The organism is Candidatus Babeliales bacterium (genome assembly GCA_019749895.1).
Lineage (GTDB): Bacteria > Babelota > Babeliae > Babelales > RVW-14 > AaIE-18.
The window spans coordinates 158,623-175,152 of sequence record JAIEPG010000001.1 but is presented as its reverse complement, the minus strand read 5'-3'; the positions used below and the strand labels follow the sequence as shown (position 1 = coordinate 175,152).

10 protein-coding genes are annotated in these 16,530 nt (G+C 43.0%); 4 read left to right on the top strand and 6 right to left on the bottom strand.

Annotation, left to right across the window (positions count from 1 at the left end; all coding sequences use genetic code 11):
- Positions 1–45: 45 nt before the first annotated feature.
- Genes K2W90_00790 through K2W90_00780 form a run of 3 tightly spaced genes read right to left on the bottom strand, consistent with a single transcriptional unit; the run spans position 46 to position 6,275 of the window.
- Positions 46–2,115 (bottom strand): WD40 repeat domain-containing protein, encoded by a 2,070-nt coding sequence (locus K2W90_00790; GenBank protein ID MBY0352884.1) that lies wholly within the window; start codon positions 2,113–2,115, stop codon positions 46–48.
- A gap of 49 nt (positions 2,116–2,164) precedes the next feature.
- Positions 2,165–4,225: a WD40 repeat domain-containing protein gene (locus K2W90_00785; protein MBY0352883.1), complete on the bottom strand. Its 2,061-nt coding sequence runs from the start codon at positions 4,223–4,225 to the stop codon at positions 2,165–2,167.
- 49 nt (positions 4,226–4,274) lie between these two features.
- Positions 4,275–6,275 carry a beta-propeller fold lactonase family protein gene (locus tag K2W90_00780; protein MBY0352882.1) on the bottom strand — a complete coding sequence of 667 codons (2,001 nt, stop codon included), beginning with the start codon at positions 6,273–6,275 and terminating at the stop codon, positions 4,275–4,277.
- Between the two features lie 85 nt (positions 6,276–6,360).
- Between K2W90_00780 and K2W90_00775 the strand changes: the two genes are divergently transcribed.
- From K2W90_00775 to K2W90_00765, 3 genes are all read left to right on the top strand, one after another.
- The gene (locus tag K2W90_00775; GenBank protein MBY0352881.1) at positions 6,361–7,512 is read left to right on the top strand and encodes a pyridoxal phosphate-dependent aminotransferase; all 1,152 of its coding nucleotides are present in this window, start codon (positions 6,361–6,363) and stop codon (positions 7,510–7,512) included.
- Positions 7,513–7,526: 14 nt separating this feature from the next.
- Entirely contained in the window at positions 7,527–8,945 is a 1,419-nt protein-coding gene (murC, locus tag K2W90_00770) for a UDP-N-acetylmuramate--L-alanine ligase (GenBank protein ID MBY0352880.1), read from the top strand.
- Positions 8,946–9,031: 86 nt separating this feature from the next.
- A complete protein-coding gene (locus tag K2W90_00765; GenBank protein ID MBY0352879.1) occupies positions 9,032–11,002 on the top strand; it encodes a hypothetical protein in 1,971 nt (656 codons plus the stop codon).
- A 394-nt stretch (positions 11,003–11,396) separates the two neighbouring features.
- On the opposite strand, the gene K2W90_00760 is transcribed toward K2W90_00765, so the two are convergent.
- The 3 genes from K2W90_00760 to K2W90_00750 form a co-directional block, all read right to left on the bottom strand.
- Positions 11,397–11,687 carry a GIY-YIG nuclease family protein gene (locus tag K2W90_00760; protein MBY0352878.1) on the bottom strand — a complete coding sequence of 97 codons (291 nt, stop codon included), beginning with the start codon at positions 11,685–11,687 and terminating at the stop codon, positions 11,397–11,399.
- Positions 11,688–12,052: 365 nt separating this feature from the next.
- Entirely contained in the window at positions 12,053–12,373 is a 321-nt protein-coding gene (gene trxA, locus K2W90_00755; protein MBY0352877.1) for a thioredoxin, read from the bottom strand.
- A gap of 93 nt (positions 12,374–12,466) precedes the next feature.
- Positions 12,467–14,584, bottom strand: a complete 2,118-nt coding sequence (locus tag K2W90_00750) for a hypothetical protein (GenBank protein MBY0352876.1) — start codon at positions 14,582–14,584, stop codon at positions 12,467–12,469.
- A gap of 235 nt (positions 14,585–14,819) precedes the next feature.
- Between K2W90_00750 and amrB the strand changes: the two genes are divergently transcribed.
- Positions 14,820–16,484, top strand: a complete 1,665-nt coding sequence (gene amrB, locus K2W90_00745; protein MBY0352875.1) for an AmmeMemoRadiSam system protein B — start codon at positions 14,820–14,822, stop codon at positions 16,482–16,484.
- Positions 16,485–16,530 lie beyond the last annotated feature (46 nt).

Sequence of the window (16,530 nt, the reverse complement as noted above, 5' to 3'; positions counted from 1 at the left end):
TTCTACTTTTTTACTCTTTTTTCTAAATTTTTTATTTTTTACTTTCTAACTTGTTGAGTCGTAAAATAACTGTCCAGCCAAATTCAGCGTAGCCCCGCTCAGCACGTAGGTATCCAAGTCAAACGTTGAACCAAGAACTGAGTTACCAAGCGAAATGCCGTTAGTCAGTGCTTGTGTTGTTGTGTCGAAACGGTATGACACCGTCCATACTTCAATTTCGTCGTGCCCACCAGCGGGCCCATTGCCACCAATGGCTATATATTTACCATCACGACTCCACGCAACACCGTTAATTGATGTTCCATAATTGTAGCTGGCAACCTGAGTTACTGTACTTGGACGTGTAAACTGATAAAGTTTTAGCTCATTGCCATCATCGGGCCCCGTACCACAAGCAACCAAATACTGCCCATCGGGACTCCAGCGTATTTCAAAAGTCGACATATCAGCGGAGGAATTATACGTTGTTGTATTTTGATTAAGAAAACTACCACCAGGATTAATCTGCTGCATGTTGAAACGACTTGTTGTATGGCCACCATTACTCAAAGCAGTAGCAAAAAACAATCCATCGGGCGAAAATTCAAGCGACTGACCATCTGCACCAAGATTGCGATCATCAATAGACGTAAGAGTGCTGCCATTAAAAAGAAACGTTCTCGTTTCATTAAAACTCGTAGCTGTTCCACATACTCCAAGGTAAATACCATTTGGATGCCATCCCAAACCATTAGCCCGCCCAAACGAAGCACCCATATCAACACCATCAACAAATGTTAAGGTGGTACCATTAAAACTATAAAGCTGTAACTCGGTCGATGGCAAATCATCGTCAATACCACACGCCACATAATTACCCGATGGATGCCAAGCCAGCCCCTTTACTTCACCAGCTGATGTCAAATCAGTTACGTCAAGAGTTACCAACGTTGTACCATCAAAACTATAAACTCTCACATCGTTTGTTGCATCACCAACAGCCGCAACAAAACGACCATGAGGATGCCAACGCACTCGCCACACTTCCACGCCAGCACCAGTCCAGTTATCACCGGTAACGTAGGTAAGTGTTGAACCGTTGAATCGGTAAATTTGAAATTCCATACCATTAGTTGGCCCAAAGCCCCCAACAGCCAAATATCTACCATCAGGGCTCCAATCAACTGAGCGCACGCGCGTGCCATAACTTGCGGTTGTGAGTTGCACAAAACCGTTGGCAACAGTATTTGCTCGTGTACTCAAGGTAATTTTGTTGTCCAGCCAGAAGCGGCCCTTGGTCAGCTGCATGCCCGTGTGCGTTGTTTGCAACGTTGTTGCAGCACCGTTCAAATAAATTCCCGAAGATTTGTCTTGCAGCTGAACCAAATCTTTGTCCGTCGAGCTTGGGTAGTAATACAGCGTAGTGCCTGGATCGAACGTTAAAAGCGAATGTGGCACAACATAACTTTGCATAACCGATTGATACACAAAACAAGAAGTCCCAGTTACCACTACATCGTTATTAAAAAACATGCGGCCAGTTCTGAACGCAAAATCATCTGCCAACGCCAACTCAACATTGTCCAATGTCACATGACCTTTTTGGTCAAAGCAACGAATGATGGGAATGTGTGCACTGTTGCGCGTTGTTTGAATGGTCATATTTTTAAGTGTTAACGAAACGTCAGAAGCAAGCAAAAGCTGCGCATGCGCCCCAAGCGTTAACGCATGGCCATCGCCATCAATAATGGTATCATCAATAAATTGCAAAATAGTATCAGCTGGCAAGTTCAAAGGGCCACCAAGATGTATTGTGTTACCACGCCCATAAATTTTACCGCTGCTTGACCACGTTACATGAGCGTCTAAAAATAAATCACCACGTAAATCCAGCGAACCGGTAGTGCGCAAATCTATAGCGCCTGAAACGGTTACAAATGTGTCCAGCCCTGCCGACTGGCCAGCCAAAATAGTAAAGCCGTTGTTTAAGCGAACATAGCCTTTTGCCGTGTTAAAATTACGAAAAACATAATGCTTGTCTTGATACACAATACTTGCCGTACCATTTAAACTTGTTGCACACACCTGCGTTGAGCACAACATAAGCACAACTAATAATTTGATAAGTCGCTTCATTACTACTCCCCTTTTTTCTTTTTACTACTTTCTACTTTTTTTTTGTTTTCTAACTTGTTGAGTCGTAAAATAACTGTCCTGCCAGGTTCACCGTAGCATCACTCAAAACGTACGTATCCAAATCAAAGCTTGAACCAAGTTTTGAGTTGCCTAAAATTAAACCGTTGGTGAGTGCTTGAGTTGTTGTGTCAAAACGATACGAAACGTTCCAGACTTCTATCTCATCATGCCCACCGTCAGGCCCCTCTCCACCAATGGCAATATACTTTCCATCATGGCTCCATGCAACGCCATTAATTGATGTTCCAAAATTATAACTGGCAATTTCAGTTAATGTTCCTGGCCGCATAAACTGATAAAATTTAAGCTCATTGCCATTACTTGGCGTTGTTCCACCACCCACCAAATACTGCCCATCGGGGCTCCAACGGGCTTCAAGAAAACTATCATTATTGCCACTATAAATAATGCTTGCAACGAGAGAAAAGGAACCTCCAGGATTAACAGAAAGTATGTTCAATCGTGAATCACCACCACCAATTTGATTGATCGTTTCAGAAAAATACAAACCATCTTGAGTAAATTCGGCAGAACGACCAGATTGTCCAGCATTGGTTGCTTGAATCAATGTTAGTGTTGATCCGTTAAAACTATAAGTACGCGTTTCAGTACTTGGCCCCGCGCTCCCGCTAGAACAAAAAAAGCGCGCACTTGGGTGCCACGAAAGACCTCTAACATTACCCTGCCCAATTCCATTACCATCAATAAATGTTAATTTTTGACCATCAAATCGGTAAACCTGCAACTGTTCAATTGTTGCATCATTGGTAGACCCAAACAAAACATACTCTCCCGACGGGCTCCAAGCAATTCCTTTAACGTTATCGGTTGCGGTAAGATCAGTTGCAGCAATGGTAGTAAGCGTTGTGCCATTAAAACTGTAAATTCTCACGTCGTTAGTTGCATCACCAACAGCACCTACAAATCTTCCACTTGGATGCCAGCGCACACGCCACACTTCAGTACCACCACCAGTCCAGTTATCACCAGTAACGTACGTAAGCGTTGAGCCGTTGAAACGGTAAATTTGAAACTCATTACCATTCGTTGGGCCAAAGCCACCAACGGCCAAATATCTACCATCAGGACTCCAATCTACCGAATTCACATACGTACCATAGCTTGCGGTAGTAAGTTGCGTAAAGCCATTAGCAACTGTTGCTGCACACGTGCTTAACGTTACTTTATTGTCAAGCCAGAAGCGACCCTTGCTCAAACGCATGCCCGTGTGTGTGGCTTGCAGCGTTGTTGCACTGCCCTTCAAATAAATTCCTGAAGATTTATCTTTAAGCTGAATCAAGTCTTTATCTGTTGAACTTGGGTAGTAATAAAGCGTAGTACCAGGATCGAACGTTAAAAGCGATTGTGGTGCAACATAACTTTGCATCACTGATTGATAAATAAAACATAACGTACCGGTCACCATAACATCGTTATTAAAAAACATACGACCTGTCCTGAACGGAAAGTCATCTGCCAGGGCCAGCTCAACGTTGTCTAGCGTCACATGCCCCTTTTGGTCAAAACAACGAATGATAGGAATATTGGAGCTGTTGCGTGTTGTTTTGAGTGTCATATTTTTGAGCGTCAACGAAACGTCAGAAGCGAGCAACAGCTGTGCATGGGCGCCGAGCGTTAATATATGGCCATGCCCGTCAATAACGGTATCATCAATAAATTGTACAATCGTATCCGTTGGCAAGCTCAAAGAGCCACCAAGATGTATGGCATTGCCACGGCCATAAATTTTACCGCTGCTAGACCACGTTACATGCTGATCTAAAAATAAATCACCACGCAAATCTAACGAGCCGGTAGTACGCAAATCAATAGCACCTGAAACCGTCACAAAGGTATCCAAACCGGCAGACTGGCCAGCCAAAATAGTAAAACCATTGTTCAAGCGGACATAGCCTTTTGCCGTATTAAAATTACGAAAGACATAATGTTTATCTTGGTACACAATGCTTGCTGTACCGTTCAAACTTGTTGCAGACACAAGCGATGGGCACAGCACCAGCACCACTAATAATTTTAAAAATCGCTTCATTACTACTCCCTTTTTTCTACTTTCTACTTTTTGTTTTTGTTTTTGCTTTCTAACTTGTTGAGTCATAAAACAACTGCCCAGCCAAATTAACGGTGGCCCCGCTCAAGACATACGTATCCAAATCAAACGAAGAGCCAGCAGTTGAGTTGCCCAGCGAAATGCCGTTGGTCAGCGCTTGTGTTCGTGTATCGAAGCGATAAGCAACTGAATAAACATCAACATCACGAGTTCCACCACTGGCCACAAGAAATTTACCATCACGCGACCACCTTACGCCCGTATTGGCACTAATTACCCCCGTTGCAACGGCAGTCAGCGTGGTCGAAGTAAAACGATAAATGTTTCCGAATGCTGTTACTATGTACTGCCCATCAGGACTCCACGCAATTTCTTGAAGGGTAGTTGTAGAAACTCCAGCAACTCTGGTCAGCGTAGAACCATTAAAAGTATATACTTCTAACTCTGTATGTCCTACCGCTGGTACCGTAGTTGCAACAGCAAGAAAATCGCCGTCTGGACTAAACTCTGCGTACTGCACAGCCCCCGCTGTGGTAACGCTTACACTCGTCAACAGCGACAACGAAGAACCATTAAATGAATAGAGCCGAACCTCGTTGCCTCCACTAACGGTATTATTTGTTCCTACAACAAAAACAGCACCTTGCGGATGCCAAGAAATGGTAACAGGCGCAACGTCTACAGCAGCACCAAGATCGAGCGAGTCTAGAAGTGTTATGGTGCCCGCGCTAAACCGAAAAATTGACAATTCATCGGTGGTATTATTTGCACCCGCAGCAATATAACGGCCATCCGGAGACCAAGCAACGCTAAAGGCATTTGCCAATGTAAGCGTAGCACTTGCCGTCTGCACAAGATTTGTGCCATCAAAACTATAGACCCTTATGCCCCCCCCACCAATGTTGGCAACATACCGTCCATCTGGGCTCCACCTTATTTGATATCCTTCTCCTGGAGTATTCGCCGACGCAATTAATGTAAGTATTGTTCCGCTAAACTTAAAAATTTGTACCTCATTGCCATTGTTCGGGATCTGCCCAGTTACTGCCAAATAACGTCCATTTGGCGAAATATCAACCGAGTAAGGACAAAAGCCATAATTGGCTGAAGTCACTTGCGTTACTAAATCAAGCGCTGTTAAGGCCCGCGTACTCAACGTCACTTTATTATCAAGCCACAACCGCCCTGTGCTTAAACGCATACCGGTATGCGTTACTTGCAACGTTGTTGCAGAACCTTTCAAAAAAATGCCTGAAGATTTTTCAACCAGTTGAACTAAATCTTCTCGAGCGGAGCTTGGATAATAATAAAACGTAGTACCAGGATCCAAGGTCAGCAGTGATTGCGGTGCAACATAACTTTGCATCCACGATTGATAAATAAAACAGGAAGTGCCGGTAACTATAACATCGTTATTAAAAAACATGCGCCCGGTTCTAAACGCAAAGTCGTCTGTCAATGCCAGCTCAATGTTATCTAGCGTCACATGCCCTTTTTGGTCAAAACAGCGAATGATAGGAATGTGTGAACTGTTGCGCGTTGTTTCAATAGTCATATTTTTAAGTGTTAACGAAACGTCTGAAGCAAGCAACAGCTGCGCATGCGCGCCAAGCGTTAACGTGTTGCCATGGCCGTCAATTATTGTATCATCAATAAATTGTACAATCGTATCCGTTGGCAAGCTCAAAGAGCCACCAAGATGTATGGCATTGCCACGGCCATAAATTTTGCCGCTGCTTGACCACGTGACATGAGCGTCTAAAAATAAATCACCACGCAAATCCAACGAACCGGTAGTGCGCAAATCAATAGCACCAGAAACAGTTACAAACGTATCAAGGCCTGCCGACTGGCCGGCCAAAATGGTAAAACCATTATTTAAACGTACATAACCTTTTGCCGTATTGAAATTACGAAACACATAATGCTTATCTTGATACACTTGCGTTACAGTGCCTGTTAAACTTGTTGCACGTAACGCCTGCCCAAACAGTAAAAAAATAACCAGTAAAAATAATTTTCCACTCTTCATATTTCTCCCTTTTTTGCGAAAAAACAAAAAATTTATTACGCTCTACTTCTCCTGTCAGTCCCACCCTAGCAAAAAAGGACCATTCATGTTAGACATCCCTCTTTCCGGTATAAAAAAAATTGAAGAAGTAGCAAGCAACCGCGAATACATTTCATTGTCACAAGGCTCGGTAAAAGTTGGCGGCATTCCAACGCAAATAAAAAAATATATTCAAGAGCTGCTCAACACCGATAAAACAGACTATTATGAAAGCTGTTGGGGAATAAAGATTTTGCGTGAAAAACTCGCACATCATATTTCTACCAACTACAACACGCCCGTAACCAGCGAGCAAATACTACCAACACACGGCTGCATTGGCGGACTTTCACTACTCTTTTTAGCAATTTTAGAACCGGGAGATGAAGTTATTATTCCAGAACCGGCCTACCCTGCTTACACCATTTTGGCACAAACAGCTCGCAGCAAATCAGTTTTTGTTTCAATGTTTGAACCAAGCTCTAGCAACACTGACCAATTTAACTGGAAGCTTGATGTTGAAAAAATTAAAGCAGCAACAACAGCAAAAACAAAAATTATTATTTTTTCAAACCCCTGCAACCCAACCGGTGCTCTTGTGCCACTCGAAACATTGCAAGAGCTGGTTGACTGGTGCGAGCTCAAAGGTATTTATTTGGTAATTGACGAAGCGTATCGCACGTACGACTTTACCGGCACACTCACGTCTGGCGTTACGTTAGTAAACAAATCAGACTTTGTAATCAGCGCCAACACCTTTTCAAAAAATATGGCCATGAGCGGTTGGCGCATTGGTTATTTGGTTGTTTCAAAAAATTTGATCAAAAATTTGGTTGGTGTGCAAGATGCTTTGCTCAATTGCCTAAACAACACAGCACAATACGCAGCACTTTATGCACTGGACCACCCAGAACTTTCACAAAACTTTTTTAACATCATCAACCACAACCGCACGTTGATTATGCAGCTGGTTGAACCACTGGTGCAAGCAGGAATTTTTAGCTACAAAAAACCAGACGGCGGCATCTTTCTGTTCTTAAAAACAGAGTATGCCGAAGCTACCGACTTTTGTTTAAATATTTTGAATCATGCAAAAGTTGGCTTAATTCCTGGCAAAACCTTTGGACCAAGCGGCGCTTCGTTTTTGCGTTTATGCTACGCACGAGACACAGCAGTGTTGGAAGAAGGCGTTCGAAGAATTATTAACTATTTGATTTAACACGAAGTTTTTTTATGTACAAAAAAAGAGAACATATCCATTTCATGGGCATTGGCGGCATTGGCATGAGCGGTATTGCAGAAATTGTAAAACTGCAGGGCTATACCGTTTCTGGCTGTGATGCCAGTTGTGAAGGCAAAACAATTACGCACCTTGAAAGTATTGGCTGCACGGTTTTTAAAGACCACAACGCCAGCCACGTACACAATGCCGATGTACTTGTTTATTCGTCCGCCATTAAAAAAGATCATCAAGAAATTGTGGCCGCACTTGAACGTTCAATTCCGGTTATTCCCCGCGCACTCATGCTGGCAGAGCTAATGCGCACCAAGTACAGCGTTGCGGTTACCGGCGCTCACGGCAAAACAACTACCACATCGTTGATCTCACACATCATGATTGAAGCACAAAAAAACCCTACTGTTATTGTAGGCGGCGTTTTAAAAAATATCGACAGTAACGCCCAATTTGGCGACAGCAACTTGCTGATTGCCGAAGCAGACGAAAGCGACCGCTCATTTTTGTACTTAAACCCAACCATGGCGGTAGTAACCAATATCGACACCGAACACTTGGATACCTATCGCGATCTTGACGATATTAAACAAACATTCCAAAATTTCCTGGCTCGCCTGCCTTTTTATGGCAAAGCAATTGTCTGCATCGACGACCCCAACTTGTGTTCAATTTTGCCACTGCCGCACATCAGCACGGTAAAATATGGCTTAAGCAGCAAGGCCGACATCATGGGCAAAATTATCTCGCTGGGCGCTTCGCAATCAGTATTCGATGTTTTTAGCAACAAAGACAGTAAAAACACGCCAACTTTGTTGGGCCGTGTAATGCTCAATATTCCTGGCGAACACAACGTTCTTAATGCACTAGCAGCTCTGTCTTTGTGTCTAGAATTCGACATCTCGTTTGAAACAATTGCCAAAGCACTCACAACATTTTTTGGCGTTGAACGTCGCTTTGAATTTAAAGGCACGTTCAAAGGCACTGATGTTTTTGACGACTACGGCCACCATCCAACCGAAATTGAAAAAACACTGATTGTGGCACAACGCCGCACAGTTGGCCGCTTGCACGTCGTTTTTCAGCCCCATCGCTACTCTCGAACTGAAAAATTGTGGGACGAATTTGTTAATCTTCTTGCCAGTGCGAAAAGTAGGTTCGGTGTTGAAACACTCATCATTGCCGACATTCACGCCGCCAGTGAAGAGCCAATTCCCAACATCACCAGCCAACGATTAACGCAAGCAATTCAAGCCAAAAACCCAGAACTTACTGTTCTGCACTGCTCAGACTTTAGTCAAATTGTGCAAGTCCTTGAAAACATTGCACAACCCAACGACTTAGTGCTGACCATTGGCGCGGGTAAAATTTACCAAGTTGGCAGCGAGATTGTGTCGAAATATAGGGCCTATCCGTAATTGACAAAGGTTCAAACTTCGGTCACAATAATCTACCAATCAGGTAGTTATTTCAGCCATTTTTCATCAGAAAGGAACGTACCTTAATGAAGTTTTTGCATAAGCATCTCGCTGTTTTACTTCTTGGACTTATTGTTACAACAGGCACAACTCGCGCAACTAGTATTCCTGGAATTAGCACCGATACAAAAAAAATAGATCTTAAAAAAGTTTCTACCACTGCTGGTACCAAACCAAAATTGACCATGCGTCGCGGTGACTTTGAAGCTACCGTTGGCGGTAAGATACTTATTGAGCATTACTTTGCCAAAGACATTGAAATGGCAAACCATGCGTTACCCGACCAAGCTGAATATTTTAAACAACTACTCGATTTGAATTTTGACTTTGTTTACGGAAAAGAAAAATTTGATCACAAAGCTCTTGAAGCATTTTTTGGTCTACGCCAAAAAGGCGTGTGGGGCCTTGGCAGCGTTTTTGCTGATTCAGACACCACTCAGCCTACCAACTTAAAATTGAGCAGCACCGAATTTGGTAGCCACCGCCACAGCAACGGTAAACCGTTGATTTGGATGAACGAAGGTTGGTTACAATTCAGTCTTAATTCAGTGTTTGGTAAAAAGGGAAGCGATTATCTCAACACCGTTAAATTAGGCTGGTTTCCTTTCTCGCTTGGTCGTGGTATAGCGCTTGGATCTGCATACGGCGCTAACCGTGATTTGCTTGGGCTTTACAGCTACCCAGAAGACAAATCAGCTCCTGGTATTTTGTTAAGCGGTGAACTCATTAAAGAAGCGTTATTCTATGACATTTACTATGCAAAGTTTGAAGAACGCGACAAGAGCTTGGGTTACACACTCAACACCGTAAAAGAACAACTTGTTACTCACAAGCTGCATCCATGGCGCGGTGTTGGCAAAGACGACCAAGTAATTGCAAGCCGCCTTGTTTGGAAGCCATTGCGTGAAAAAAATCACAACATGCGCATTGAGCCGTATGTATTTTATAACGATGCTTCAGACCAAAAGAACGAAGTTAATGCCGACACTAAAATGCAACTTGGTACCCTTGGTTTAAACATTGAACATGTTTATCGTGGCTTTGAAATCAGCGGTGAAATCGCTGGCAACTACGGCAGAGAAACGTTGCATCATCTCGATCGCAATCGTATTAGTATCAGAAGAAATGCTACTGGCCAACTTGAAGAATACTTTACTCATATTCTTACCGCAGGACAGCCAACCGTTGTAACTGCGGCAAGTATTGATGCGGCGAAAAAAATTGTTGCAAGTGATACTGATGTTTTGCCGGGTGGATTCACGAGCAAAGACGGGCGTATTCGTCCCCCATTTGTTAACGAACTTCATGGTTGGATGGGCGTTATAGACCTTGCCTACACCACCAACGACGATGTTTTAAAACTAGCAGCTGCGTATGCCTATGCCTCGGGCGACAACAACCCACACACCAAAGAAACCAACAAAAATTTCAAAGAATTTGTTGGCTTGCATGAATGGTACACAGGCAAAAACGTGCCAAGCGTTATTGTTCTTGGTCAACGCTTGCTCAAAGTACCTTCAACATTGCGTTCGGGCGACACCAGTGCTACGGAAGACTTTGCGTTTACTGACTTGCATCAATTTGGCTTAGGCTTTACCGTAAAACCAAAATGCTGCCAACACAAAGGTTTGAGCATTAATCCAAACGTCATGTTCTTCTGGAAAGCTCATCCGTCAAAAGTATTTGAAATTACCCGAGATATTAATGGTAATGTAACTGGCGGCGCTGCAACAGACAAAGATTCTCGTAAGTTTATGGGAACTGAGTTCAATATCGTTTCAGAAATTGAAATTATTAAAGACCTCAAACTCTTTGCAATTCTTGCCATGTTTGCACCAGGTGGCTTCTTTACCGACGTTTCTGGCGTACCATTGAGCAAAGACTTCTTCGATTCTTTCCAAAAAGCAGTTGATGCTGACGGTATTGAACCTGAAGATTTTAGACTGAGTGATGACCGTTCATTCTTTGTTAATGTTGGATTTGAATACAAGTTCTAAAGAAATAAGAAAACAAAAAAAAGAGGCGCTCTCAAAAAGAGCGCCTCTTTTTTTTTATTCAAAATATTTAACCCTTCCGTCTTCGCCTCCTTCGAGACGCCCTACGGGCTCCTCAGGATGAGCGGGCTATGGCGCACAGGCAGGGAGAACGGGTCCTTCGAGACGCTCTTCGAGCTCCTCAGGATGATCGGGGAGAAGAATCAATATAGTTTAAAATTAATTAAGCAATGTCGAAGAAAAAACCCGATTGCCCTATCCTTCAACCCTTCGACCGAGCTCAGAAGAACCAAGATCTTACTTCCCCCGCCCTCCCTGAGGAGCCTGACGAAGCTTTCTTGTCCGTCGAAGCCTTGGCGAAGACGGATAGCGAAGACAGGCGTCTCGAAGGGCTTTTTTACTTCTTTTTCCTGCTAGCCAACTGCGAAATTTTTTCCCAATCACCAGCAATCAAAGCTTCTTTTTTCTTTCTTCCCCATCCCTTTATTTTTCTTTCTGCCGCCAAAGCCTCATATCTTGACGGAAATTCTTGCATAAAAACAAGCTTAAATGGCAGTCGACTGGAAGTATAAGAATCATCATATGTGCTCGTTTTATGTTCATGCAAACGTTTATCAATATCATCAGTGTGGCCGGTATAATAAGAATCATCACTACACTTCAAGATATAAACATAAAATGACAACATAATTTTTATTTCCTTGGCCCTTCGAGACGCCTGTCTTCGCTAAAAGCTTCGTCAGGCTCCTCAGGGAGAACGGGGGAGTACAGGCTTTTTATAATTGTTTGCGGCTCATAACTTTGTCATAGCTTTTTTAAAATATCTGTTTTTTTCTGCAACAATTTTTTGAAATTAATTAAGCAATGTCGAAGAAAAAACCCGACTGCCCCGTCTTTCGGCTCTTCGACCGAACTCAGGACTCAGAATGATCGGATTTTGCAGCTCCCGATTGCCCTGAGGAGCCTGACGCGCGCTCATCCCGAGTTTTTTCCGCAGGAAAAAGTATCGAGGGAAGCGAAGACAGGCGTCTCGAAGGGTTACTTCAAAATATTTTATTTAAAATAACTTTCAATCTTGTTTTTCAGAGCATCTTTGGTCATTGAACCGGTTTCTTTGCCAACCATCTGACCGTTTTTAACAAACACAAAGGTTGGAATTGAAGAAACGTTATACTGCACTACCAGATCACGTTGATCGTCAATATTAATTTTTGCAAACTTGTATTGATCTGCTAACTCTTTTGAAAGCTCGTCAAACAAGGGCGCCATTTGCCGGCACGGCCCACACCACGTTGCAAAAATATCAATAACAACTGGCTTGTCAGATTTGGCAATTTCTTGCTCAAAATTTACACTCGTAATCTCAAGTGCCATAAAACAGTCCTTCTTTTAAATTAATTGTCTTATAAAAAGTACGCTGCTTTACAGAGTAATAAAAAACAATCAATCGAGCAAAGAGTTATTATTTTATGGCTGAAGAGCTAGATATTTCATGAGCTGTTTTTTTTGACCCTCTTCCAAAGGCGACTGCTCAACACTGATCCAACTCGTTGGTTCATATTTCTCAACCAAACGAGAAAAACGATTGAGCCAAATACCATGATGTTCTTTCAAGATAGTATCAACCCAATTTTTTTGATCTAAATTCTTAATTTTTGACAACAGCAAAACACCCAAATGCCGAACATTACTATCATTTTTTGCAAACCAATCTTGATGCTGTTTAAATTCAGTATTAAATGTACTCACATAAACAGGCTTTTGAGCCGAGCTCAAGCCCTTGAAAAAACCTTTATAAAACCAGTCAACATGCAGCGTGGCGGCATAGCACGACATCAAACAGCCTGGTATCAGCTGTTCACAATAATCTTTTAAATCACTCCCAACATTTTGTGCCTGCTGCTCCAAGAAAGAAAAGTACTCAGTTGTTGCTTTGTTTTTCATGAGCTGGCGGGCTATCTGGTGAGCGTCGTTGGCGGTACCAAAATTCTTCTTATTTTGAGTAAATTCAGTAAACAGCTCTGGAGAAAAACCAAAAACATTTAAAAACATATCACTTTTGCGCCGGCCATACATTTCAAGATCTATCACCACACCAGAAAGCGGCACGCCATGAGAGATAGTCGGATCTTGCCACTTGTGCACAAAGGTTTGCAACGGAAGCTTTACTTCGTTTTCCCAAAAAGTTTTAGAAATTGGACTTGGCACATCTTCGTAGCGATTGTTATAAAGATCCCACGCGAACTGTTTGGGCAAGTTGGGCTCATAAATATTGTCGGCAATTTCAAAACCAACCAAAATTTTAGGCAGCGGCTTGCCGGTGCGTTTTGCAGCAGCACTCAACTTTTTGGTAAAGCGCACAACCGAGCCCATAAACACTTTTTCTTTTTCTTTGTATTTTGCGATTGGGCTGTAATAAATGTTTGGTGTTAAGCTGATCCACAAAGCATTCATGCCGGAATCAAAAATATGGTTAATCAACTGCGTTTGACGCACCGCACGCTCTTTTTTATCTTTTTCAACATCGCCTTTGGCCATGTCTTTATAGTCTTTATCTTCAAAAATTGGCAGCTCCATCCACGCAATTTTTCTAAAATGTTTATCATATTTGCTGGTAACTGGTACATTTTGGGAAGGGGCTAAAGTGCCAGCATTGGCAATGCCGCTGTCTGGCACTTTAGCAGGGTTGGAGTGAGATCTCTTTTTATCAAGAATGTTGTTGAGGTTAACCATCATCTGGTCCATTGCCTCATGCATCTTGTTACGCAAAGCGTGGTCAACCGGACACACACGAAAACTTTCGGTAATACCAGAAAACGTACACAACGTTTTAGAACTTACAAAAACATGATTGTTAAAAAACGGATTGTGCCAATAAAGCGCGTACGGAAAAGCATTGCGCACTGATGCTGGAAAATTTTTTGCTGAACGAAACGGCAAAACATTTAAACGCGCTTTATGAGCACGCAAGAGTTGATTTACCGGCTCACTAAAAAAACTATGGCCACTGTGCGGAACACTCAACGTAGTTTGATAAGGCAGGCTCCGAGCTTCCATGGGAACAGAAATAAAGCGATTGGTCAGCCCCAAAAAAGCACGCATCGAGTTTGCTCTCTTGTTATTCTTGTCATGAACAAACAAATCGGCACGAACATTTCTTCCCAACTGTTCAAAAATTGGCAACAGCGCCATTACCGGCCCAGCATTTGAAGCAGTAGCAACTGGCGGAAATATGAGTCCAGTAAGTTTATTTTCAAGCGATGCATACTTACTCAATAAATCCATAATCTTTTGAGAAACGGGCGACTGTTGCTGCATGCCCTTTAGAAATTCCATGCTAAAAAGAAAAAAGATGCCATCAAAATCTTGATAGGTTTTAAACAAATCTTCTTGGTCCATAACGTGGTCAATGGAAACATAACTGACCTGAAAGCCAGCCGCTTGAGCAGAATTAATAAACGGTTGGTACAATGCCTGCTCACGTTGGGCCGTATCCAACAATGCAAGCTGGCGAGCGGCCAAACTTGAACATGCAATGCCGGATAAAAAAAAGAAGCATAATGCGCGAACCCAAAACAATCTCATGCTCTCTCCCGGTGCTTTTTGCCAGCACCCCACTACCAAAACTCATCTCGCAACCTCATGGTGAAATTTTCTAATTGAATCTTAATCTATCTTCAGATTATTAATTTTATATTCAAATGGTCAATAATTTTGAAAAATTTACATTTTATGGCGTTTGAATAGGCTAGTCGTGAGATAGGAACAGAAGAGAAAAACGTGAAAGAAGAGCCTGAAGTGCCAGAAAAAAGGGGAAACTATGATATTTAAATCTAGAAAAATTTCGTTACTCATTGCTTTTGCCGGGCTTATTGTTGCTCCGGCTTGCGTAACCAAAGAATCGCGCACCGGCCAAAAAACCTTAGGGATCACGCACGAAGCTCATTTGCCAGAAGGCTGGTACCCGCTTGAAGCAGACGCGCTACACAAAGAAATCAAAAACTATCTCACACTCGCTATCAACAATTTTTATGTTGAAGCTGACCCGCACGCCGTCAAGGCACTGGTGGTACCGCACGCTGGTTATTATTACTCGGGCCTGTGTGCTGCAACTGCGTACCAAACCCTGCTAGAAAACAGGAACTTACGCTCATCGTCAATCAAAAACAAAAAAATCAAACGTGTTGTGCTGTTAGCCCCGAGTCATACAACGCTTTTCCGTGGTGTAGCACTACCTGACTACACCGTTTACAAAACAGCCCTTGGCGACTTGCACGTTAACCAAGAAGTTTTATATAAGCTTGAAAAAAATGAGCATTTTAAGATTTTTAGAGAGGCGCACGCTACCGAGCATGCCGTTGAAGTGCAGCTACCGTTTTTACAAGAAACTATTGCTTCATTTGATATTATGCCGCTAGTTGTAGGCAATTTAAAACCTGAAGATGTACAAAACGTTTCAGCAGCAATTAAAGAAATTATCGACGACCAGACCTTACTGGTAATCAGTTCAGACTTTGCTCATCATGGCTCAAATTTCAACTACAAGGTCTTTAACGACACGATTAGCAACCAAGTGAAGTACCTAGACTCGCTGGCTGTTAAAACAATAGTAAACCCAAATTTAGAAGAGTTTGAAAACGTACTCGACCAAACCGGCACCACCATCTGCGGTCAAAACCCCATCAAGATTCTAATTTCTATGCTAGAAAACAAGACCTTGGGCAGCAACCTTCAAACCAGACTAGCCTGCTACTACACCTCGGCTCATCTGCAACAAGCGCGCAGCAATAAACAAGACATTGATACTAAAGCTCTTGTTGGCACACTGCCCGATGCCCAAGCGGCCGACAGCGTGAGCTACGTTGGGCTGGTGGTAACAAGCCAAGACTTGGCAAAGCTGAGCAAAGAAAATCAACTAACCGGCTATGAAAAGCGAGCGCTCTTAAAAACAGCCCAAGAAGTTGTTGCCAACAAACTTAAACCTGAAGTAGCACAAACGGCCGAACACTTGTTGTGGCCAATCGTCAGCCCGGGCATGTTTAGACAAGCGGGAGCCTTTGTAACGCTCAACACCAAAAGCGGCAACCTGCGCGGCTGCATTGGCAGAATTATGTCGGCAGAACCGTTATTTCAAACCGTGGTTGAAATGGCAAAGTCGGCCGCTTTTCACGACGACCGCTTCAGTCCCGTCACACAAAAAGATTTAGACTCGGTTGTTTTTGATATCTCGGTGCTTTCCCCACCAACCACCATTTCAGGCTTGGGAAACATTGAAATTGGTAAGCATGGCATTATTCTAAAGAAATTTGACCGCACAGGCGCACTCAAAAACTCGGCCGTCTTTTTACCACAGGTGCCTAAAGATTTTGGCTGGACCCTTGAAGAAACGCTCACGCAGCTGAGTATTAAGGCTGGGCTTGGGGCCGATGGCTGGAAAGAGGGTTGTGAATTTCAGGTTTTTGAAGGCATTGAATTTCACGAGTAGCAAAAACGTCTTAGAAGACGCATAAAACTTGCAATCTTGGCCCTCT